This is a genomic window from Rhodococcus sp. 27YEA6 (assembly GCF_044908235.1).
Lineage (GTDB): Bacteria > Actinomycetota > Actinomycetes > Mycobacteriales > Mycobacteriaceae > Rhodococcus_F > Rhodococcus_F qingshengii.
In genome coordinates, this window is sequence record NZ_JBIYCY010000007.1 from 132,806 (window position 1) to 155,928 (window position 23,123).

At 61.4% G+C, this 23,123-nt stretch carries 16 protein-coding genes; 10 read left to right on the forward strand and 6 right to left on the reverse strand.

The window, feature by feature from the left end; all coding sequences use genetic code 11:
- The first annotated feature begins 74 nt into the window (after positions 1-74).
- The 6 genes from ABH939_RS19520 (at position 75) to ABH939_RS19545 (ending at position 7,663) form a co-directional block, all read left to right on the forward strand.
- Complete coding sequence (locus ABH939_RS19520) at positions 75-1,340, forward strand: glycosyltransferase family 4 protein (protein ID WP_080961027.1); 1,266 nt, start codon at positions 75-77, stop codon at positions 1,338-1,340.
- Positions 1,341-1,342: 2 nt separating this feature from the next.
- Positions 1,343-3,358, forward strand: coding sequence for a glycosyltransferase family 2 protein (locus ABH939_RS19525; RefSeq protein ID WP_404649992.1), 2,016 nt, complete (start codon positions 1,343-1,345; stop codon positions 3,356-3,358).
- Positions 3,355-5,607, forward strand: a complete 2,253-nt coding sequence (locus ABH939_RS19530) for a serine/threonine protein kinase (RefSeq protein WP_404649993.1) — start codon at positions 3,355-3,357, stop codon at positions 5,605-5,607. Before ABH939_RS19525 ends, ABH939_RS19530 begins: the two co-directional genes overlap by 4 nt.
- Positions 5,604-5,822, forward strand: coding sequence for a hypothetical protein (locus ABH939_RS19535; protein ID WP_007726658.1), 219 nt, complete (start codon positions 5,604-5,606; stop codon positions 5,820-5,822). Before ABH939_RS19530 ends, ABH939_RS19535 begins: the two co-directional genes overlap by 4 nt.
- Positions 5,823-6,031: 209 nt before the next feature.
- Complete coding sequence (locus ABH939_RS19540) at positions 6,032-6,688, forward strand: glycoside hydrolase family 16 protein (protein WP_404650031.1); 657 nt, start codon at positions 6,032-6,034, stop codon at positions 6,686-6,688.
- Between the two features lie 123 nt (positions 6,689-6,811).
- A complete protein-coding gene (locus ABH939_RS19545) occupies positions 6,812-7,663 on the forward strand; it encodes a glycoside hydrolase family 16 protein (RefSeq protein ID WP_007726660.1) in 852 nt (283 codons plus the stop codon).
- Here ABH939_RS19545 and ABH939_RS19550 read toward each other — a convergent pair.
- The 3 genes from ABH939_RS19550 to ABH939_RS19560 all read right to left on the reverse strand — a co-directional run bounded on the left by ABH939_RS19550 (position 7,645) and on the right by ABH939_RS19560 (position 12,362).
- Positions 7,645-8,952 carry a lipopolysaccharide biosynthesis protein gene (locus ABH939_RS19550; protein WP_230691577.1) on the reverse strand — a complete coding sequence of 436 codons (1,308 nt, stop codon included), beginning with the start codon at positions 8,950-8,952 and terminating at the stop codon, positions 7,645-7,647. The two genes, ABH939_RS19545 and ABH939_RS19550, sit on opposite strands and share 19 nt — an antisense overlap.
- Positions 8,953-9,336: 384 nt before the next feature.
- Positions 9,337-10,599: a YibE/F family protein gene (locus ABH939_RS19555; protein ID WP_003943628.1), complete on the reverse strand. Its 1,263-nt coding sequence runs from the start codon at positions 10,597-10,599 to the stop codon at positions 9,337-9,339.
- A 509-nt stretch (positions 10,600-11,108) separates the two neighbouring features.
- Positions 11,109-12,362: a pyridoxal phosphate-dependent aminotransferase gene (locus ABH939_RS19560; protein WP_003943683.1), complete on the reverse strand. Its 1,254-nt coding sequence runs from the start codon at positions 12,360-12,362 to the stop codon at positions 11,109-11,111.
- 76 nt (positions 12,363-12,438) lie between these two features.
- Between ABH939_RS19560 and ABH939_RS19565 the strand changes: the two genes are divergently transcribed.
- A complete protein-coding gene (locus tag ABH939_RS19565; RefSeq protein WP_404649995.1) occupies positions 12,439-14,379 on the forward strand; it encodes a prolyl oligopeptidase family serine peptidase in 1,941 nt (646 codons plus the stop codon).
- On the opposite strand, the gene ABH939_RS19570 is transcribed toward ABH939_RS19565, so the two are convergent.
- Positions 14,281-15,171: a hypothetical protein gene (locus ABH939_RS19570; RefSeq protein WP_404649996.1), complete on the reverse strand. Its 891-nt coding sequence runs from the start codon at positions 15,169-15,171 to the stop codon at positions 14,281-14,283. The two genes, ABH939_RS19565 and ABH939_RS19570, sit on opposite strands and share 99 nt — an antisense overlap.
- Positions 15,172-15,536: 365 nt before the next feature.
- Between ABH939_RS19570 and ABH939_RS19575 the strand changes: the two genes are divergently transcribed.
- Together ABH939_RS19575 and ABH939_RS19580 are read left to right on the forward strand one after the other, a co-directional pair.
- Entirely contained in the window at positions 15,537-16,715 is a 1,179-nt protein-coding gene (locus tag ABH939_RS19575) for a DUF6745 domain-containing protein (RefSeq protein ID WP_314681788.1), read from the forward strand.
- 53 nt (positions 16,716-16,768) lie between these two features.
- Entirely contained in the window at positions 16,769-17,224 is a 456-nt protein-coding gene (locus ABH939_RS19580; RefSeq protein WP_404649997.1) for a hypothetical protein, read from the forward strand.
- A 173-nt stretch (positions 17,225-17,397) separates the two neighbouring features.
- Here ABH939_RS19580 and ABH939_RS19585 read toward each other — a convergent pair whose 3' ends face one another.
- A complete protein-coding gene (locus tag ABH939_RS19585; RefSeq protein WP_404649998.1) occupies positions 17,398-20,529 on the reverse strand; it encodes a heterodisulfide reductase-related iron-sulfur binding cluster in 3,132 nt (1,043 codons plus the stop codon).
- 359 nt (positions 20,530-20,888) lie between these two features.
- On the opposite strand from ABH939_RS19585, the gene ABH939_RS19590 reads away from it, so the two are divergent.
- Positions 20,889-21,539: a glycine zipper family protein gene (locus ABH939_RS19590; protein WP_003943407.1), complete on the forward strand. Its 651-nt coding sequence runs from the start codon at positions 20,889-20,891 to the stop codon at positions 21,537-21,539.
- 79 nt (positions 21,540-21,618) lie between these two features.
- Here the strand turns inward: ABH939_RS19590 and ABH939_RS19595 are convergent, their stop codons facing one another.
- Positions 21,619-22,929: a S1 family peptidase gene (locus tag ABH939_RS19595; RefSeq protein WP_404649999.1), complete on the reverse strand. Its 1,311-nt coding sequence runs from the start codon at positions 22,927-22,929 to the stop codon at positions 21,619-21,621.
- Positions 22,930-23,123: the final 194 nt, after the last annotated feature.

A 23,123-nucleotide genomic window follows, 5' to 3' on the forward strand; every position in this document is an offset into this window, starting at 1 on the left:
GGCTGAATCTCATTTCGCACGGTGAGGCCTTTCTAATAGTAGAAAGTGGGGAGATATGCGACATTTCGGAAATTATGTCCTCATGGCGCGTGATTCTTTCTTGGTATGCTAATTCAGTGACGCGTAGCGAGGTTATCAAAGTGCTTGGAGTGACGCTTTCGGAGAATGTCGGCGGAACCGATCACAGCTTCCGAAATCTAGCTCTCGTTCTTGCCTCGGAAGGTATTCAATTGTCGCTGGCAGGCCCGTCCGGAGATACCCCGACCCGGCGCTGGTGGACAGAATCGAACCTTGAATATGTTCCGCTGGAAATTCCCAAACGAGTTGGATTGCGTCCGACAAGCGGGGAAGGCTTCAACTCCAAGTATGACTTTTTCTCGCAAGTCCCGAAAAGTATGCGCGCGGTCAAGGCTTTGATCGGGAAGGTTCGTTCCTTCGATGTCGTCCATTCGAACGACTTGATGACTCACGTGGACGTCGTGCTCGCCGCGCGACTAGCAGGAAGGCCGTCGTTGCTCGAGTTGCACGACATCGTGCCCCCAGGTGGTGGGCGGCTGGTGATGAGTAGTGCGGTGTCCACCGCAAACGCAGCAGTCGCCGTGAGCGAGGCTGTATTCGAGCAGTTGGGCCCGCTGGCACGGAGGAAGACCCGGGTCGTCCATCAAGGTGTCGACTCTGTTCGATTTAGTCCGGGAGTGGCCGATCCATCGATTCGCGCCGAGCTGTCAGCAGATCCCCGAGCATTGCTCGTGGCGGTGGTGGGGAGGTTGGACAGAGAGAAGGGCATCGGCGAGTTGATCGAGGCACTGGGGTCGTTGCGTCGATCGGGAGTTGACGTACATCTGGCTGTTGTCGGCGCACCGGCCAAGAATGACGCTGCATTTGTCGACGCGTTGCACACCTTGGCGCGGGCATCGATGCCGGGCGCCCATCGGTTCCTGTCGCCCAGAAATGACATTCCGTCGATTCTGCGTGCCGTCGACGTCCTCGCGTGCCCGTCTCACGACGAGCCTTTCGGGCTGATCGCGTTGGAAGCTCAAGCCTCCGGAGTCCCGGTGATAGCCAGTGACAGTGGAGGATTGCGCGACTTCGTTCACGACAACAGGACCGGCGTGGTCTTCCGGACAGGGGACGTCGATTCTTTGACCGTTGCCGCACAACGGCTTCTCGGCGATCCCGCACTATGCACCCGAATCGCCGCCGAGGCGTTGGGCCGGTCCAGAGACGACCTGTCCATCGAGCGACGAGCAGATTCGTTCGCCACGACGTACAGAGCTCTGCTCCGTGACGCAGGACGGCGGAGGCGAATATCGAGGTTCGATTCGAACGGGCAGGGGTGATCATGTCTTCGTCGCCGGTTTCGAAGGTCGAATTCCTCTACAAGACAACATGTTCGGTATCCGTGGTGATCTGCGCGTACAGCATGAGTCGGCTCGAGATGCTGCTCGCTGCGGTTGATGCCGCCACTGTCCAGGCAAACGGCCCAGGCGACGAGGTCGTTGTTGTCATCGATCACAACGAGTCCATGCTTGCTCATGTTCGTGCACACGTACCAACGGGGGTCCGGGTGGTGCCCAACACTGCCGAGCAGGGCTTGTCCGGCGCGAGAAACTGCGGAATCAGTGCAGGCAACGGTCATCTGGTGGCATTTCTCGACGACGATGCGATCCTCCGGACTGGCGGGATCGACGCGATCCGAGCAACGATGAGTGCAGATCCCACGATTGCGGCAGTCGGAGGGGCAGTGCACGCACGGTACGAGGGGTCTAAGGCTCGGTGGTTTCCGGAGGAATACGGCTGGGTCGTCGGCTGCGACTACCGCGGCCTCCCACCAGACGGAGAACAGATTCGCAATCCGATCGGCGCATGTATGGCGGTTCGGCGCACCGCGCTCGAGTCCATCGGCGGGTTCTCGAGCGAACTCGGGCGGGTCGGCACGTTGCCGGTCGGTTGTGAGGAGACGCTGATGGGAATCAAGATCCGCCAGCGGGATCGCACTGCCAAGATACTGCGAGTCTGTGATTTCGCAGTCGATCATTTTGTTCCTGCCGACCGCCAGCAGTTTCGCTATTTTCGTCGACGTTGTTTCTACGAAGGTCGGTCCAAGCGAATTCTCACCCAAGCGGTGGGGAGCGCGGACGGGTTGTCCAACGAACGGGCGTACGTCGTCGGTGTCTTGAGCAGTGGAATCTTCACCGCAGCCAAGGATTCGATTCGAGGCGATCGCTTCGCGCCAGCCCGCGCGGCAGCTCTGATTTTCGGGTTCCTTGCCACCTTGCTCGGGTTCCTTTCGGCGAGAACCGTATTCGGTGGAGAGCACCTGGTTGACGACTGCGACGACATAAACGCCGATGAACTGGTGTCTGTGGTCGTGGCCACCGTCGGCCGTGATTCGCTCGCTCGGACACTGGACGCTCTGTTGGGTCAGAGCCACCACAATCTGCAAATTCTGGTGGTCGACAACAAACCTGATACCGATCGCGTGGACCAGGTCCTGTCGGCGATGGACGACGAGCGTTGCGTGATACTGAGACAACCAGTCAAAGGTGCTTCTGCCGCGCGTAATCTCGGACTTCACCACGCGAACGGGCGAATCGTGGCCTTCACCGACGACGACGCGGAGCCCGACCCATTGTGGATCGAGAAGATTTTGGACGTCTTCGTGCTCGACGCCTCCCACGAGGTTGCTGCGGTGACCGGTCGCGTTGTGGGAATTGGCATCGACACCGCCGAACAACGGTGGTTCGAGGAAGTGGGCATATTCGACAAGGGCGATACCACGACCTTGTGGGCGATGGAGACGCCGAAAATTGCTTCGATCGGATTGGGTCAGCGGGGGACTTCACCGCTTTTCCCCTACACGGCAGGCGAACTCGGTAGCGGCAACAACATGGCCTTCCGCACCGAAAGCATCCGACGTCTCGGCGGGTTCGACGAGGCACTCGGACCCGGAACACCGACGCTCGGAGGCGAAGACCTCGACCTGTTTCGGCGGGTAGTTCTTGCTGGAGCGACGCTGGTTTACGCCCCCGAGGCAACAGTAGGACACCATCACCGCGCGAGTGTCGCGGAGTTGCGGGACCAGATGTACGGCTACGGAACGGGAATGTCCGCGGTTTTGGTCAAGATCATTTCGGGCGGCGACCGGACTGCTCTGGGTTTGTTGAAGGTCGTGCCCCGAGGTGTGCGCATGCTTCTCGTTCCCGACACTGCGCGTTTCGGTGACAGAAGTACAACGATGCCCGGCGATCTCAAGCGAGTGGAACTGGCCGGGTATCTGGCCGGCCCCTATCTGTACGCTTCCAGCAAGCTACGCCTGCGTCGTAGGCGGGCGCAGGCGGATCAGTTGTCCCGATGATCGTCGGACAGGCGTCGACTAAGGGGGACGCGGAAACGAAGCGAGGTCGTCATCGAGGTGACCTCGATGACGGCGGAACCACTCGCACCGCACAACTGGGACTCGATCATGTCGTCCTCATCGCAATCGCTGTATTGACCTGTACCGCGCTGATTCTCGCGTTGCTTGTTCGCCGCGATGGAGGGGAGGGAGTTCCATTCTCACTGCGCGTGTTGATCGGGGTCGCGACGACGGTTCTGGTTCCTGGTGTGCCTATTGCACTCATGGTTCGCATTCCGGATCCAGTGATCACGACGGCAGTGGGGATAAGCCTCTCACTCTCGGTCAACATCATTGTTGCGCAGTCTCAGTTCGTTATCGGCGCATTTCATCCGACCTTGATTCAGACAGTGCTGTGCGGGCTGTCCCTCCTCTCCTGTGCGGTGGCGTGGAAGGTTATGCCCTATCGAGAGATCGGACCGCCGCGGGTAGGGCGTCGGCGAATGCTCGCCGGTGTGACGATCACGGTTGCAGTGCTCTTCTTCGCGGTGGCAGTTCGAACTCTGGACACCGCTGCCGCAGGCGCCGCAGGAATCATTCCAGAAATCGGGTGGGCGTACTACGTTGCGCTTTTCCTGGTCTCACTCGTAGCCGGGATCGCACTGACTTCGCGCAGACTCGACGCAGTAGTGCTGACTGTCGCAGCACTGACTTTGATCACATTCACGACTTTGCTGGTAAGCCTTGCAGACGGGGTGACATCAATCCCCACAGCTTACGTACATCGTGGTCTCATCGAGATACTCGTCCATTTCGGAGAACTTCCACCACCCTCCGACGCGCGCTTCAGTTGGGCTGGATTCTTCTCCGGGAGCGCCCAAATGAGTACCGCCTACGGGATTACCGATTTCACCGCCATTTTCATCTGGGCACCCGTGTTCTTCAACGCGATGATCGCGTTGCCGATCTACTCGATCGGGTTGTCGATATCACGGAGTCGACGTGTGGCATGGCTGGGCGTGTTTGTCTATTTGCTTTTCAACTGGTACCAACAGGACTACTTTGCGCCACAACCAACCGCAATGATGTTCTACACCAGCGTGATTGCAGTGCTCTTGTGGCAACTGCGTCGTGCTCCACTCCCCGTGGTCGAGGGAGGGTTGGTGGCGAGAACTGTCGGCGCATCTCGTCGCACTCCGGGGCGTGTGCCTGGGCAGAGTTCGGCGCAGACCCTCGCCGTAGAGGCGATTCTGGTTGTGATTCTGGCGGCGATGGTTGTGACACACCAGTTGACGCCGATGGTGATGGTCGGTGCACTGTTGATGTTCACGCTGACGGGATCGACTCGCTATCGGTTGTTGTGGGTGGCCGCCGGCGCGCTCTTTCTCGTCTGGTTCAGCTACGGCGCAGTCGACTACTGGAAAGGCCACCTTCAGGCGTTGCTGTCGGATGTCGGGCAGGTGAGCGGCGCGGTGCAAGGCGGTGTCAGCAAACGCATCGGCTCCGGGCCGACCTACCAAGCAATGCAATATCTGCGGCTCGCAGCTACAGGTTTCATGGGATTGCTCGGGTTCCTCGGCTGGGTTCTGACACGTGGACAAAAGACGTGGTTGATGTCGGGAGTGCTGTGTGTGGTTCCCTTCGGATTGGTGGCAGTACAGAGTTACGGCGGCGAAGTGGTCATTCGGTGTTTTGTCATGGCAGCTCCGATCCTGGCTCCACTTGGCGCCGTGACGATTGTGCGTAGTGCCGCTGCGCTTCGGAACGTTCTGATGAATTCGAGACGACGGCGTGGCGGGCGTATACCGCGTGTTGTCATGGCGTCGCTGTCGATTCTCGTTCTCTCCGTCATTCTCACCGCTACTCGAGGGTTGAACACCTCATTCGAGCACTCGTCGCCTTATCAGATCCGGATTGGTGATGCACTCCTCGCGTCAGTACCGGACGGTGCCACGATCATGGCGTGGGGACCGTCCGCGCAACTGGTCTCCCCGCGAATTCTCACCGGAGTGACGGTTTCTCAAGTTGATTCGATCGATTGCCTGGACAACTTCGATACATGTGTCGCTGATCGAGATCCGGACTACGTATTCGTTGCGCAGCAGGCTTCCTCCCAGATATCCCTTCAATACGGATACCCTGCGGGAATGTTCGACGATGCCATCGCCGATATGCTCGCGTCCGGCAATTTCGAGATCGTCGTCGAGAATGCCGATGTCACCGTGCTGCGTCGCGCTGGTGCCCCCGAGATCGACCTGGAACAGCGATGACAAATCTGTTGGGAGCATGCATCTTCGGATTGTTGTTCGTTGTGCTCACTCTGATTACGGTGACGCGGGAACGGCAGGTGCCGGACCTCGGCACCATCGGCCGTGGGAAGGCTGCGAGAGCTCTTACCGTTCTCGGGGTCGTCCTGGTCCTGTGTGCAGTCGCCGTGGTGTTCTTACGATTCGACCAGATCGCGCTGATCTCGAGTCAGGAGTGAAACACATTGTTGTTCAACAAAATAACGGCCCTCGGTGGAGTTGTCGCTCTGTGCTTGTCAGTGGGGTGTTCGGTCACGGGTGACGTGCCAACCGACGCATGTGAAGAAGGACCGAGCGCGCCAGGCACCACGAATGCGCCGACAGGGGATCTGCGCGGGTGGACGCAAGTATTCGTGGACAACTTCGATCGCTGCGAGCTGGGAGAAATGTGGGGGCGTACAGCGGCCAACCTGGGGGTGATCCTCACAGTTGGTGGGAGCCTGAGAAAGTCAGTGTCACCGAGGGGGTTTTGCGCCTGCGTGCGCAGCAGGATGGCGACCAGTGGGTCACTGGCGGTGTTTCTAACAGTGCAGTGTCGCAAACTTATGGGAAATGGATGGTTCGTCTGCGGGCGGGGGTATCGGACGAGATCAGCTATCATGTGTTGCTGTGGCCGCGAGACGAGGTATGGCCGCCAGAGATCGACATCGCGGAAAGTGTGTCGGGTCGACGTGAGTCGATGTCATCTTTCATTCATTGGTCCGACGAAGGTGAGCATCACTTCGCACAAGCGGACACAACTGGTCGATTCGACGAATGGCATACCGTCGGTGTGGAGTGGGGCCCGGGAATTGTTCGATACCTTGTCGACGATAGTGAGTGGGCTGAATTCGAATCATCTTTTGTTCCATCGACTTCCATGTGGTTGGGGATTCAGGCGCAAGCCGGGCATGTGACAAGCAGAGGGAGTGGGGAACGGGGGATTGCCCGGTTTCGGGGTCGCCGGCAATCGCTGACATCGATATCGATTGGGTCAGCGTCTACTCGCCCGATTTCGCGGCTCTGGCAGCTGTCGAGTCTGCGCGAAGTACTGATCTCGAACTGATCGAACTGACTCCACGTCGGTAGTAGCTGTGGATTAATTGTCGCTGAAAATTTATACCTTTAGTCCCAATTGGTGCGTTATGCTCGGGTAGCAGATGAACATTCACTGCGACTAGACGGTGGCATGATGGTAAATCCACGGCAGCGTGTTTCGAAGCGGTTCTTCGGTTGGCTCAATCTTCTTCTTCTGTCTGTTCTTGTGGGAATAGTGCCGCAGGCAACCGTGAGCGCAGCTCCGCTGTGTTCCTCGGTAGCGAGCTCCGGTACCAAACCTGCTCCGGTCGGGAATATTTCGACCTGGCCGAAGTGGCGCCAGATCTTCATCGACAACTTCGACCGGTGTTCGCTGGGCGGGGACTGGGGTCCTTACTATGGTGCACCAGGTGGCAATTCGGCGAGCTGGTGGGATCCGTCGATGGTTCGCCTCGACGGTGGCAAGCTGCAGCTTCGTGCGCAACAAGTAGATGGTCGATGGCTCACGGGTGGGGTTTCCAACTTCACCCGCGCGCAGCAGTATGGCAAATGGGAAATGAGATTTAGAGCAGACAAGTCCGACGAGATCAGCTTCCATCTTCTGTTGTGGCCGAAGAATGAAATATGGCCACCCGAGATCGACATTGCGGAAACTGTTGACGGAAACCGGAAGTCGATGTCGGCGTTCGTACACTGGAATACACCGACAGATGGATTCGGTCAGGGGCAAGCAGACATCACAGGCGACTTCAGCAACTGGAATACGGTGGGAGTGGAGTGGGGGCCAGGAATTGTTCGCGGCACTCTCAACGGTCGCGTGTGGACTACGTTCGAATCTGCAACCAAGGTTCCGGCGACGCCGATGTGGCTCGGACTGCAAACCGAGTCCGGGGCCTGCGCGCGGAAAGTGGCGTGGGGAGTGGGGTCCTGTCCATCTGCGGGTACGCCTGCGGTCTCGAACGTCGAAATCGATTGGGTGAGCGTCTATGCCCCCGGCTGGTGATCGACCGTCGATTCGTTGGATTCGATTTGAGTCGGAGTACGTGCGGCGCGTCGCAACATTCCGACCAGTGGAACCGAAACAATTGCTGCGGAGAGAATTTCGGCCGCGAGGTAGGACCAGCCGACACCGGCTATGCCGACGTGAGGTGTCAGGACAATTGATCCGGCGATGACCACGATGGTGTTGAGTACTTGCGCAACAACAGCCGAGCCCATTCTTTGGTACACCCTGGCGAGTGCGTTGTGTAGAACGACGAGTGCGGATATCGGAATGATGATCGCAGACAAGCGAAGTAGGGTCGTGCCTTCTGTCCGATAGTGATCGCCGACGGATCCCAGCGCAACCGGTGCCACGAGTGCGAGAAAGATTGCACCGAGAACGGCGAGTCCGGACAGTAGTGCGATGAATCGACGGGTCAGTGACTGTATCTGCGTCGGAAAGGCGCTCGCCTCTGAGACGAATGGGCCCATGAGCATGTAGAAGAGTACGAACAGGGCGCTCACCAATGCCCAGGTTATCGCGAAGTATGCATTCTCCTCCGCACCGAGAAGTGAAATGACAACGAGCGGCACTGCAAGCGGGGCAAGGGAACCGAGCGTCATGAGGCCGTACGAGTGGCCGAAGTACGACCACAGTTCACGTGCAGGGGGAAGTGCCGGTTGGGCCGCGGACTCACCTCGCGTGCGCAGCTTCCGACGTATCGCAACACCGAGGACCAGGGCCGCGATCGCCGCCGACCCACCCCAGGCTCCGACGACAGCAAGTTCATGCGCTGTGAATGCCAGTGACGCGACAAGAGCTAGTTTGGCGATGGCATGAACGATGTTCTTCGCGGCTGACCACCTCGCAACTCGAAGACCGTTGGTGGTCTGGTCTTCGAGGGCGAACAGCGCGAGGGTAACGACGAGCCCTACATACGAGAGCATGGCCCACCCCGAGGAGAACAGTTTTTCACGTGGACCGAACATCAACAGTGCGGTGGCGAGGATTGTCGCGAGGAGCGCTACGAGGAGATATCCGCGCGCCACCAGTGCGCCGGCACGGCTTCCTGCCAAAGGTAGGAATCGCTCGTACATCGATCCGAGGCTCAACGTAGACAGAGTGGACAGTACCACCGCCGAATTGATCACCGCAGATGCCCGGCCGACAACGTCGACCGGATACATCCGAGCTGTGACTGCCCAGAACACCAGCCCGAGTACTGCCGTGACGGCGCCCGAGATCAGCACGGCGATCGAGTCGTACTCGAACTTGCGCTTGTCTGTAGCTGGCGTTTCTGGTGATGCCACGGTTGTGACCGGTGATGAGTGCGTCATGTCCACTTTCGGAAGTCGATCTTCCGATGCTACTTGCCAGTAGTTAACTTGTGCATGTCGACGGGTCGGTCAAAATTGCTCTATTGAGAATCGTTGCACTTCAAGGCGGGTGATAGCGCGAATAAATTGTGAACTTCCATGTGCGAGCGATTTGCCTGATGCGACCGGCTGGTCGGGTTTGTGCAGTCCAGTACGATGGCGCCGTGGCTAATGGCGAGGGCGAAGTATGTGCATGCGGTCATGCAGAGGTGGCACACAGCCATCATCGTGCGGGAACCGACTGCGCCCTCTGTGACTGCGTCAGGTTCAAGCGTCGTGGGAGCATACTTTCCCGTCTGCTTCGCTGAACAGCTGGTGTCAACGCTTGGAGTGTCGGCCACCTGACGTGGGGCCGGCCTTGACCGCGCTACCGGGCGGACGGGCGAGAATCACGGCGATGGCAGTGGTGAGTGGAACCGAAAGCGCCAGGGCTATTCCGCCGACAGCGGACCTTACGATCTCGATTGCGACGGCGTCACCGACCAGGACGTCCTGAAGAGGGCGCCCGCTGACGCTGAAGAGCAGTAGCAGTGGCAGCGCCCCACCCGCGTACGCGAGAACCAAGGTGTAGACCGTGCTGGCGATGTGATCACGTCCGACCCGCATCGCACCGCCGAAGACTTTTCGACGGGACGCATGCTTGTCGAGTTCGGCCAACTCGAATGCCGAGGATGCCTGGGTGATGGTGACGTCGTTGAGAACGCCGAGCGAGCCGATGATGAAGCCCGCCAGCAGCAGGCCGGTGATGTCTATGTGCTCGATATAGGTCTGAACATTGGTGTTCTGCTCTTCAGACAAACCGGTGAGGTGTGTCAGTTCAATGCAGAGGTAGGAGAGAACCGCGGCGAGCACCATGGCGGCAAGGGTGCCGAGCAAAGCAGAACTGGTCTTGAGTGAGACCCCGTGCGCCAGATAGAGAACCGCGTACAAGATCACCGCCCCGGCGACCAGCGCAACCGGTATCGCAGGCTTGCCGTCGAGCAGAGCGGGTAGGAGAAACCCGACGACTACGCCGAAGGCGATCACCAGGCCGACGAGTGCGCGCAGCCCTCTCCACCGTGCGACTGCGATGATGACGACGGCGAACGCGATGACGATCAACGCCAGCGGGAGCCCACGCGAATAGTCTTCGAAGGAGTACTGCGTGTTTCCGTTCGGGTCGGTCTGACGCACCAGGCGAATGTGGTCACCCACGCGAAGGTCCGGCTGACCGGCGCCCGGAATGACCTCGAGCAATGTCTTCGTTCCGGCATTCGGCCCGGATTCGATATCGACGATACTTCGCTGGCACTGGTAGGCGGAGGTAGGCGGCGGTTGCGGGGCACCGACGAATACCCTTCCGGCAGAGGAACTTCCGCAGTCACCGAGATCCTGCATCGTGACGGTGCCCGCCTCGGTTTCCACCGAGCTGCCGTCGGCATTCTGGAAGGGGAGTGGGACGGGAATGGTGTTCTTGTCCGGCCACAGTGCGACAGCTGCCGCGACGACGACCATGCCGATGACGACGAGCAGCCCGATGACGACGCGTGATGCGGTGGGGCCGATCTGAATGGGGCCACCGTGGCCGTGGCCGTGACTCATCGGAAACTGAGTGTCGGACTGGGGATTTGCACCGGTGCAATGTTATCGGCTCCGAAGCGAATGGTCAGCTTCTGACGGCAGTGTCGGTGAAAGGCAGTGTCGCTTCAAGGCAGAGTCGGCGAAAACCGGTGCTACCGATGAGGGGTTGTGAAACTGGGATTGGTCGAGCTGGGTGGCGGGGAACAGGGGGGGTTGTCCCCGCCACCAACCTGGTATCCACAGGGGGGGGAGGGATACCAGGTGCTCGCGGCACCGAAGTGCTGCTAACTAATGTACCCAATTTCAAACCGATTTGGCGCGTTGTCCAACTACCAATTTTACAACGAATCACGTACCGGTTGGACCGTTTTCACATCGGGGCAGGTCACTAAATAGTTAAAGAGTCAATCAAACCGCATGGTTTGCGAAAAATGTGACCAAGGTCGCACAAATGCCCCGCAGTTTTACGTTTACGGGGCATTTGTACAACGAATTGTTTACTCGATTTCAGCCGGATTCAGCGTGAGAATCTACTGTTTGTAACTGGTGAGGAAGTTGCCGAATCGCTCGATGGCCACGGCGAGATCTCGGGCCCACGGAAGGGTGACGATCCGAAGGTGATCGTGATTCGGCCAATTGAACCCGGTGCCTTGAACCATCAGGATCTTCTCCTGGAGAAGCAGGTCCTGAACCAATTTCTCGTCGTCGTGGATCTCGTAGACGTTCGGATCCAGACGAGGGAACGCGTAGAGCGCGCCGCGAGGCTTCACACACGAAACGCCCGGAATCATGTTCAATCGCTCCCAAGCGACGTCGCGCTGCTCGAGCAGGCGGCCGCCGGGCAGGATCAGGTCTTCGATGCTCTGGTGACCGCCGAGGGCGACCTGAATGGCGTGCTGTCCGGGGACGTTGGGGCACAGACGGGTCGACGCCAAGAGATCGAGTCCCTCGAGGAAGCCGGCCGCGTGATCCTTCGGGCCCGTGATCGCCACCCAGCCGGAGCGGTAGCCGGCGACGCGGTAGGCCTTCGAGAGGCCGTTGAACGTCAGGCACAGCAGATCAGGGGCAAGTGTTGCCAGCGAGATGTGCTTGGCGTCGTCGTAGAGGATCTTGTCGTAGATCTCGTCGGCGAGCAGCAGAAGCTGATGCTTGCGTGCCAGATCGACCAACTGCTGCAGAACCTCCATCGAGTACACCGCACCCGTGGGGTTGTTCGGGTTGATGACGAGGAGAGCCTTGGTCTTGTCGGTGATCTTGGATTCGATATCGGCGATATCGGGATTCCAGTCGTTGGCCTCGTCGCAGAGATAGTGGACGGGCGTCCCTCCGGACAAGCTCGTCATCGCAGTCCACAGGGGGTAGTCCGGTGCTGGGATCAGAACCTCGTCGCCGTTGTTGAGGAGGGCCTGCATGGTCATCGTGATCAGCTCGGAAACACCGTTGCCGAGGTAGATGTCGTCGACGTCGAGCTCGGGGAAGCCGGGAACCAGCTCGTAACGCGTCACGATTGCGCGCCGCGCCGACAGAATGCCCTTCGACTCCGAATAGCCCTGTGCATAGGGCAGGGCGGCGATCATGTCCCGCATGATCACATCGGGGGCGTCGAATCCGAACGGTGCCGGGTTGCCGATGTTGAGCTTGAGGATCCGGTGTCCTTCCGCCTCCAACCGGGCGGCATGCGCGTGCACCGGTCCACGGATTTCGTACAGGACGTTCTGGAGCTTCGACGACTGCTCCAGCTCGCGCTGCGGCTGACGGTGGCGGACGGGTTCTGGTGTGCTCACGAGTTACATGATTCCACCACTGTGCAAGTGCATTGTCGGGGACCGTGTCGCACGCCCCGTTGGCTATTGTCGAGCGATGACCCCCAGCGAGCAGATTGCAGCCCCGTACGGATCGTGGACTTCTCCGATCGGAGCAGCTGATCTGGCTGCAGGTGGGCACCCTGTCGAGGGTGGACGATACGTCGGTGACGAGATCTGGTGGGCTGAACTTCGTCCGACCGAGGGTGGTCGGACCTCGATCCGTCGATCTGGTCTCGACAACCAACCCGTCGACATCCTCCCCGCGCCGTGGAACGCGCGTACCAGGGTTCACGAGTACGGCGGTGGCGCCTGGACGGTCACCGAGTCCGGAAAACTGGTCTTCAGTGAATTCTCCAATCAACGGGTGTACATCCTCGAAGGAGTCACTCCACGGGCTCTGACGCCCGAACCGGCGTCGCCGGCAGCGTGGCGATACGCAGACCTGCAGATCGTGAACGGCGAGGTGTGGGCGGTTCGGGAAGCGCACGCGGAGGACGGGGCGATCACTCGCGATATCTGCGCGATTCCGCTGGACGGTTCCGGCAACATCCGCTCGATCGTCGGCGGCTCGGACTTCCTCTCGTCACCGAGGCTTTCGCCGAGTGGAACCAAGATCGCCTGGATCGCATGGAACCATCCGCAAATGCCCTGGGACGGTACCGAACTGCGGGTAGCTCCACTCGTCGACGGCGTCGCTCAGGCGTATTCCGTGCTGATCGGCGGACTTGAAGAGTCCGTCCTGCAGCCGGAGTGGATCACCGACGACGAACTCTACGCAATCAGCGATCGCAGCGGCTGGTGGAACATCTATCGCGTCGGCGGCAAGATCAGCCCGATTTGCCCGGTGAACGCGGATTTCGGTGGCCCGCAGTGGCGCTTCGGTGGGCGCTGGTTCGTCGAACTCGGCAACGGGCACCTTCTCACCGCACGCACCGTCGGAACCGACACGCTGGCGGTACTCGACCCGGCGTCGGGGGAACTGCGCGACATCGCGACCCCGGGTGTCACCAGCATCGGCCTCATGCAAGTTCGCGGCGATCGGTTACTGCTCATCTCGGGAGGCGCGAAACTGGCGGGCGCGCTACGTGAACTGGACCTCGGTACCGGCGAACTCACCGAAATCCGTTCGTCGGTCGACGAATTGCCCGAGTCTGCCTACCTTCCGGAAGCGCGAGCCGTCGTGGCTCACGGACACGGGCGAGAAGTTCACGCCGTTGCGTATCCGCCGCGCAGTCCGCGATACAAAGGGCTCGACGATGAACGACCGCCGTATGTCGCGTTTGTTCACGGTGGGCCGACGGCGCACGTCGCACCGGCCCTCAACCTCGTCTACGCCTTCTTCACCAGCCGCGGAATCGGCGTCGTCGACGTGAACTACGGCGGGTCGACCGGTTACGGACGTGAGTACCGTAATCGATTGCGTGGTCAGTGGGGTGTCGTCGACGTGCAGGACGTCGTCACCGCCGTCAACGGGTTGGCCGAGCAGGGGCTTGCCGATCCGGCCCGCCTTGCCATCGAAGGCGGATCCGCCGGTGGTTGGACCGTTCTGGCCGCACTGACGACGTCCGACGTGTTCGCTTGTGGTGCTTCCTATTTCGGCGTGGCCGAACTGGACCTGTTCGTGCAGGAAACTCACGATTTCGAATCGCGTTACGTCGACGGTTTGATCGGCCCGCTGCCGGAATCTGCCGACCTGTACGCGGAACGTGCTCCACTCAACAACGTCGACGGGTTGAACTGCCCGGTGTTGCTTCTCCAGGGTCTCGACGATCCGATCGTGCCACCCTCGCAGGCGGAGCGATTCCGGGATGCTCTGGTGGCCAAGGGCATTCCGCACGCGTACCTGGCCTACGAGGGTGAATCTCACGGATTCCGCAAGCAGTCGACCATCATCAGCTCACGCAACGCCGAGCTGTCCTTCTACGGGCAGGTGCTCGGATTCACTCCACCCGGCATTCCGACGCTCGAGCTGTGGAAGCCTGCGATCAGTAGCTGACGGCCCCGTGGCTGCGCGCGAAGGCCGCCAGGATCCGACTTGCCACCAGTGACGGGGTCGACAGGTCGGCCCACGTCCACCTCGCGCCGGAAGATCTGTCGTTGGTTCGCGGAGCTTCTCGTTCCAGAGCGCGTCCTCGGGGCTGCGACCGGCGGGCACCAGTCGGCCGTACTTGATGCGGCCGTCGAACTCTCCGATGGTGCGCTGCTCACGCCACAGGAAGTCGACGCGGCCGGCGAACCCTCGAGCGTCGTGGATGTCGACCTGGGGTTCGGGGAGCGGCAGGTGTTCGTGCAGGAACAATGCGAGGCTCCGTGATTCACCGACGCTTTCGATACGGGAGTCCATCGCGGTGAGCGCGTGGAGCGCATGTCGATGGCGCGGATGGTTCGGGCTGAGTGCCAGCGAGGCTGCAACCGCGTCCTTGGTCAACCTTGAACGGTGCAACGCTGAATTGCCCACGACGAGAGCCTGTTCGAAAGTGAGTGTCCTCGCGAGATCCGCAACAGTTCGTGCCGGAGTCGTGACGCGCAGCCCATCGACTTCGGTGATCTCGTTGTCCGCCAGCCATGTCGAGTGCACATGACGTCGAGCGGACTTTCGGCCACCACCTCGCCGGTTCCGGGACAGGTGAACGACGTCGAGCGGAGTGTTCCAGAGTTCGAAACCGTGCAGAACCGCAGCCGAGACGTGGCTGACAGTGGCACCGGGTGAAGCGGCGCAGGCCACGGCCTCTGCCCGCAATCGATGTCGTCCGTATGCGTCGAGGCGGGACAGGTGGCCGCTGTCCACGTACGCACCACGATGGATTCTGGCCCAGGTTCCACTAGCGCAGGCCTGTCGGATCTCGGCATCGGTGCGACCGATCGACAGTTGCTCCGGCCTCCGGATGATATGTGTCTGTTCCCCCATGTCGATCGATCTTGCTGCGCCCGGCGCTGGAAAGGAAGCCGTGACCCCGGGGGTGTGGATAGCCGTGAGTGAACACCACTTGTCCACAGTTCGAACCGGTTTCGCGTCGCTGGAGGGGGTGTTCGGTATGGGGAAACGGTGGCAGGTTCCCGGTGTCGCGCTCTAGGAAACCCTTGCGTCCGGAGCGTTCGCGTGCCAGGCTGTTCAACTATGACTACAGGAAAGGCGGACTCCGCCACCGTCGCGTGAGCGCCGCACCGATTCGCTCGTCGGCATCACATCGAGCGACATTGCCCGAGAACTTCAATCTCTTCGATGAAGACAGTCTGGCCCTGGAAAAGATCCGCGACGTGTGGCTCGAACGCGGATTGTGTACTCGTCCTGCTGATCGAAACACCGCAGAAGCCTCTGTCGCGCAACTGTATCGACGCTCCGGGCTCCCGAAACCGGAGTTCGTCTGGGTCCCGTCGCCGTCTGCTGGTTCGGACCTGATCGTCACCGAAGGACTGTCGACCAAGATGTCATTGGACGGCACCGGCCTCGACTGCGCTTCCGGGTATATCGCGAGCATGTTTGCGGCTTCGCGCCGACGCATGGACGCGCGAATCGAATGTCGGAGAACTGGCTGGCAGATGGAACGCCGGCAGGGGGAGCGCCTGATCAGGGCGTCCATTTGGGAATCGTTGCACACCACGCTGTTCGACGGCGTCGCAGCTGCGATACGAACGATGTTGACCCCGGTGGCCGGGGAAGTGACCTGGTACGGGCAGCAGGACGCACATCGAATCGCGTACTACGACACATGCCATCGATTCGGTCTTGCGACCTTCCGCTCGGAAGACCGTGAACTCCTCGACGTGCAGACCGCACTGGCTGACTCGACCGGGTGGTGGTGGGCGTTCGACGACGCGTGCATCATGGCGGAACGACCCACCGCCTTACATGCCGAACCGATACCGGGCAGCGCGCAGGGGGCACGACGCTTGCATCATTCTGATTCCCCCGCAATCGAATTCGTCGACGGTACAAAGGCGTTCGTTCTACACGGAGCGATCGTTCCCGACTGGGTGGTGCTCGATCCCACCGCCGAACGCATCGCACACGAGCGCAATGTAGAGATCCGTCGATGTGCAATCGAGCGGATCGGGTGGGATTCCTACATCGAGCTGGCCGGCCTGACACTGGTCGACCAAACCGACGATCCCGGTAACGCCGGTTGCCTGCTGCAGCTCTACGCGTCGCCGGAGGGCTGGGGTCGAAGTGGACGGATTCTCCTCGCGGTCAACGGTTCTCTCGAACGCGACGGGCATCGGCGTCGATACGGCCTTCACGTACCCGGATGGTTTACCTCCGCGTTGGATGCCGCCGGATGGACTTACGGCATCACCGGTACCGACTATTCCCGTCTCGTTCGTCGAACCTGAATCTCGAACCCTCAATCCTCGAACCCTCAATCCTCAAACCCTGGGTGATACTTATGAACTCGAACATGACCTTGTCCGCTCTCACCACCCTCACCGGCCTCGATGTCTTCGACTACCTGGACCAGGAAGTGTCCATTCCTGTGATCGACGGACTCCAGGCGCAAGGCGATCTCATCGTGATCCCGTTTTCGCTGCTCGCAAATATCGTGGCGCCCCTGCCATGGACACGCTCTGTGAGAGTGCCGCTCTCCGGCGTGGAACTGCTGCGAAGTGCGGCGGGAGGGAACCCCCACAGTCTGGTTGCAGACGAAGGGGAGTGCACGTGGTCGACGCCGGTGAAAGATGCTCGGGGCCTTGCACTCGGCATGCTCGACACCCGGGTGGCCGCGTACCTCATCCACCCGGAGCACGGCGCGACCGGTATCGCTCCGGGGCGATACGTCATCGGCCGGCAGCAGGAAAGGGGCGTCGGGCGTGCGCGCGGTGCGGTGATGCTTGTCGCCGATTGACACGCCGGCCTCGAGTTGGCGGGGGAGTGAGCACCACTTGCACAGGGCGAGCACCGGTTTCCGTGTGCTGGACGGTGTGTTGGGTCGAGGGAAAGGGTGCTCGGTCGGCAAAGGCTCCCGCACAAACGCGAATGCCCTCACCGTGACGGTGAGGGCATTCGCGTGTGGTGCGCTTACTTCTTGCGGCCAGGAGCCTTCGCGCCGGCCTTGAATCCGAGTCCGCCTGCCTTGGGGGCGGGCGGCGCGGCAGCAGGAGCCGGAGCTTCCGCGGGTGCGGACGCCTCAGGTGCTTCGGCGGGTTCTGCCTTCACAGGTTCGGCCTCGGGAGCCGGGGCCTCAGCAGCCGGCGCCGGGGCCGCAGCGGGAGCTGCCTTCCGGGCACCGGGAGCCTTTGCGCCCGACTTGAATCCGAGTCCGCCGGCCTTGGCAGCAGGCGGAGCCTTCGGGGCTTCCGCCTCGGCGGCCGGAGCCTCTGCCGGAGCAGCAGCAGGTGCTTCAGAAGCAGGAGCAGCCTTTGCTCCAGGAGCCTTGGCCCCGCCCTTCATCTGCAGTCCCTTGCCGCCGGGTGCCTTGGCGCCGGACGCCAGGCCCAGACCCTTCGGCTTGGCGACGGGTGCAGCAGCTTCGGGTGCAGCAGCCTCAGCTGCCGGAGCTTCCGCTGCCGGTGCGGCAGCGGCCTTTGCTCCGGGTGCCTTGGCGGCGCCCTTCATCTGCAGTCCCTTGCCGCCGGGTGCCTTGGCCCCGCCTGCCAAGCCGAGACCCTTGGGCTTTGCGACAGGTGCTGCCGGTGCAGCAGCTTCGTCAGCGGGAGCTTCCGCGCTTGCGGCGGGAGCCGCTTTCTTGGCGCCGGGAGCCTTTGCCCCGCCGGCCATTCCGAGCCCCTTGCCGGGTGCCTTGGCACCGGGAGCTTTTGCACCTGGTGCTTTGGCGAGGCCCTTCATGGCCAGACCCTTGCCTGCCGGTGCAGCCTTGGCTTCCGGAGTCGCGGCAGCTTCCTCGACTTCGGCGACCCGATCCTGCTCGACGGTCTCGGCCTTTGCCTCAGCAGCGACCGGTGCCTTCTCGCGTGGGATCACCTTGATGTTCTCGCCGAGCTGGGCGGGATCGAGACGAGTGACGGAGTTCAGCATCAGCTGCGCGACGTCGACGACCTCGACGCCTTCGCCCTGGCCTTGCTCCTGGCGGGCAGTGACGCCGTCGGTGAGCATGACGCGGCAGAACGGGCAACCCGTGGCGATCTTCTTGGGGTTGGTGGAGAGCGCTTCGTCGACGCGGTCGACGTTGATGCGCTTGCCGATGTTCTCTTCCATCCACATGCGAGCACCACCGGCACCACAGCACATGGAACGTTCGCCGTGACGCGGCATTTCGACGAGCTTGGAGCCTGAGGCTTCCATGAGTTCACGGGGAGCGTCGTAAACCTTGTTGTGGCGTCCGAGGAAGCACGGGTCGTGGTAGGTGACGTCTTCGCTCACGGACGCAACCGGGATCAGCTTCTTCTGGCGCACCAGACGGTTGAGCAGCTGAGTGTGGTGCACGACCTCGTAGTCGCCGCCCACCTCCGGGTACTCGTTGCCGAGGGCGTTGAAGCAGTGCGCACAGGTGACGACGATCTTGCGCTTCTTCTGCTCGATACCGTCGAAGACCGAATTGAGCATCTCGATGTTCTGCATCGCGAGCTGCTGGAACAAGAACTCGTTGCCGGCACGACGTGCGGAGTCGCCGGTGCAGGTTTCGTCGGCGCCGAGGACCATGAACTTCACTCCCGCGGTGGCGAGGAGTTCGGCGACAGCCTTGGTGGTCTTCTTGGCACGGTCTTCGTAGGCGCCGGCGCAGCCGACCCAGAAGAGGTACTCGTAGTCCTCGAAGCTGTCGGCGTCCTTGCCGAAGACAGGGATCTCGAAGTCCATCTCGTTGATCCAGTTGAGACGGTCCTTGGAGTTCTGACCCCAGGGGTTGCCCTTGTTCTCGAGGTTCTTGAACAGGCCGGCGAGCTCGGAGGGGAACTCCGATTCGATCAGGACCTGGTAGCGACGCATGTCGATGATGTGGTCGACGTGTTCGATGTCGACGGGGCACTGTTCGACGCAGGCGCCGCAGTTGGTGCAGCTCCACAAGGTTTCGGCGTCGATGACCGGGGCCATCTCGCCTTCGACGGTTTCACCGACGAGCTTGCGGTCGGCCTCGAGGCGTGCCGCCTCGGGGATGGCTGCGAGGGCGCCTTCCTTGACATTGCCTTCGCTGTCGACGAGACCGATCTCGTCGCCGCCCATGTCCTTGCGTCCACCAGCGAGCAGGTACGGGGCCTTGGCGTAGCCGTGGTCACGCAGCGACATGATGAGCAGCTTGGGAGAGAGCGGCTTTCCGGTGTTCCACGCGGGGCACTGGGACTGGCAACGACCGCACTCGGTGCAGGTGGTGAAGTCGAGCCAGCCCTTCCAGGAGAAGTCTTCGATGTTTCCGGCGCCGAGAGTGTCGGTGTCGGGGTCGACGTTCTCCATCGTCAGGACTTTGCCCTTGGACATCATGGGCTTTGCCGCGCCGAGGGCGACGGTGCCGTCGTCTTCACGCTTGAAGTAGATGTTGAAGAACGCCGAGAAGCGGTGCCACGCGACGCCCCAGGTGATGTTGCGGCCCACGATCGCGAGCCAGATCATGCCGGTCATCAGCTTCACGAATGCGAACACCGAGATCATGACGGGGCTGGCGGGAAGCAGTTTCGCGACCTGCATGGTGAAGAAGTCGGTCCACGGGTTGGCGTGACCGTAGGTCGCGATCTTGCCTGCCTTGACCATGATCATGCCCAGGCCCTCGAGCAGGACGATGCCTTCGATGACGTAGGCAGCCTTGAAGTTGGAGCCGCCGAAACGGGACAGGCGCGCGGGCAGACGCGGGTGGTTGAGCTGACGGATCACGATCAGCGTGGTGATACCGATGACGGTGCCCAGGCCGAGGATCTCGTCCCACAGGTGCCACGCCCACGTGTTACCGAAGATGGGCCAGTGGAATTCGGGGTTGAACGTCTGGCCGTAGGCCTCGAACCACAGCAGGAACCCACCGAGGAAGCCGACCATGACGAGCCAGTGGGCCCAGCCGACGCTGCGGAACTTGTTCATGCGCGTGTGCGCGATGAACTCGATGATCATCTGCTTGAAGCGAGGGAAGAACGGGCGCCATCGATCGGGTGCCGACTGGCCGATGCGCACGGTGTTGAACATCCTCAGCGCGCCTGAGAGGAAGATGTACCAACACACCAAGCTCAGCAGAGCACCAATCGTGCCCAACGTAATCGTCAGGGCATTCATGTCGCGGCCTTTCGTTTCAGGGCGACGCGTCGGCCACCTCGGGACAGCCCACTGATACTAACCTGCGTTATGTTACCCGCCAGTAACTAGCATTACCAGCCTGTAGGTACCGGCTGGTAACCGCTCGTGGCCTGGAGAGATCGATCTTCTGCGTCGGACGGGCTGGGCCAGACGCAGACATGTCTGGTCGTCACGTTAGGCGGTGCCCGTCAGGTGTCCATCTGTCAGGCAGCCCTAAGTCGGGTTCCGAGCAGGTGAGAACAACCGACCGGCTGTTATCGTTACGCCCGTCACGCACAGGGGAAACGGGTGGTGTGAGTCATCGACTGACGCCCGCCCGATCCCGGGGAGGATCAAAAATGTTCATTCGAAAAGCTGCGGCCGTCGCAGCGATGACCATTGCCGCTACGGGCATCGCTGCAGGTACTTCTTACGCAGCTCCGGAGACGTCACCCGACGTTTCGTACACCGCCGAGGTCGTCGACCAGGCCGTTGTCACCACCATCGACGCCGGAGCATTCCGGGTCTCGGGCGACGGAACTCACGTCGACTTGCAGAACAGCCAGGGCGCAACTCTCGTGAGTCTTCCGCTCGCGTTCAACCTCGGCGACGTTCAGTTCCCGTTCGACGAGACCGTCAGTGAGGACGGCAAGACCCTCACCCTCAAGCCGAACCTGGACCCGGCCAGCTCCAAGCCGAAGCCGGTCGCTGCCGAGTTCACCCCGGTTGCTTCGCCTGACGAGGATCAGAAGGCAATCGAGAAGTTCCAGTCACAGCTCGGGCTTGCCACGCAGATCGGTAGCCTCACCGGCACGATCGTCGGGGCGGTCATCGGTTGCATCGTGGGTCTGCCCGGCCTGGTCGTCGGCTGCCTGCCCGGCATGGTCACAGGGGCCGGTATCGGTGGAGTCGCCGGTACCATCCTCGCCGGTGGCGGAACCGCCGTCGTCGCGGGCTTGGACCTGATCAAGGTTCTGAACGCTCCGGCTGGAACAACTCTCTTCCAGTAGAACGTCACGAATGCCGAAACGGGCGCCACACCTTCAGAAGGTGTGGCGCCCGTTTTGCTGTCTCGCGGAATGCGTGTGATCAGTAGTCGCGAACCTTCAGGCCTGGGTTGGCGGCGAGGATGTCGTTGATCGGCGTCGCGTACTGGGTCGGGGCATCTTGCCCGAACAGTGTCTCTGCCTGAGCGATCTCGCACAGGGGAGAGGTGGCGACGTTGGACGCACTCGTGATGCCCACTGCCAACGTTCCGGAGACGATGGGGCCACCGCTGTCACCCTGCAGGACGCAGATGTTGGTGGTGAAGCCGTTGTCGAGGGTGTGATCCAAAACCTTTGCGACGCGGTTGACGCCGGTGACGACGCCGCAGCTGAAGCCTGTGGTCGATCCTGCCTTGCAGACCGGGGCGCCCACGACAGGATCGGCGGTACCGGTGATGTTGACCGAGCGGTTGAACGGGACCCGCACGCTGTTGTTCTCGAAGCGGTACTTCGCGTTGTCGTCGATGTTGATGATCGAGTAGTCGCGCCCGTCGAAGCTGCTCTTGGCGAAGTACCCGACGCGGGGCCCGGTCTGGTTGTTCACCATCGGGAAGACCTGGCTGGAGTTCGAGGTGCCGGCAGCGGCACGGTTGGGATCGCAGTGACCGGCGCTGATGTTGACTGTGCGTCCTGAACCGTCGGTGCCGTTGAAGCCGAATGAACAACGCAGTCCTGTGTTACCGGAGGTTGCGCCGAAGGCGTCTCCGCCCAGTGCAGCGTCGCCGATTGCGGATCCGGTTGCGGGGATGAGGTCCGCGACGATCGGGGGAACCAGTAGCGGAGCAGCGGTATGGACGACGGTCCGCTTCAGGAATTCAGGCAATTCGATGCCGGCGGCAGGATCGGCCGTGAGGGCGACTCCGTTGCCGACGACGTCGACGGCGATGCCACGCACGAGGTCTGCGACCTCGGCAGGCTGCGAATCGAGCCAGGTGTTGAGTGCCGAGAGTTGACCTTGCAGAGCCTGCTCGCTCTGCGCGACGTCCTTGACCTCGAAACCGGCCTTCTCGGCGGCCTCGCGGGCAGCATCCTTGTCGCGACCGTCAGCGAGAGCGACGATGCCCTTGCCGAGGTCGTCGAGCCACACTCCGGCAAAAGAGTCGGGAAACTGGACGCGCGCGATGGCGGCGAACTCCGCGAGCTTCTGCGCGAGTTCGGAACGCGAGACGAACTGGTCGGGCGTCAGCGCCAAGTCGTGCTGTAGGGCTTCGGCGAGTTCGACGGGCAGATGGGCTGCCTGATCGGATACCCCGGATTCGTTCGGTTCTGCGTTCGCGACCGCGGTAATCGGTCCGAGGAGCAGCAGCGCGGCCGAACCGAACACTGCGGCGCGACGTGCGATGGAGCTTCGCATGTGGGCCTTTCCACTTCGTTGACCGCGTACCACCCCCCTGGGAGCACACGGATACGGCTCACGGACTTGTGGTGAGCCGATCACAGTCGACCATGACTATATGGGTTCGAACGCGCTATTCCCACCCGTTACATGAGCAGACAGCGCTGACCCCGACCGACAACAGCACTGTGCCCGCCGATCGCGAAACGGAT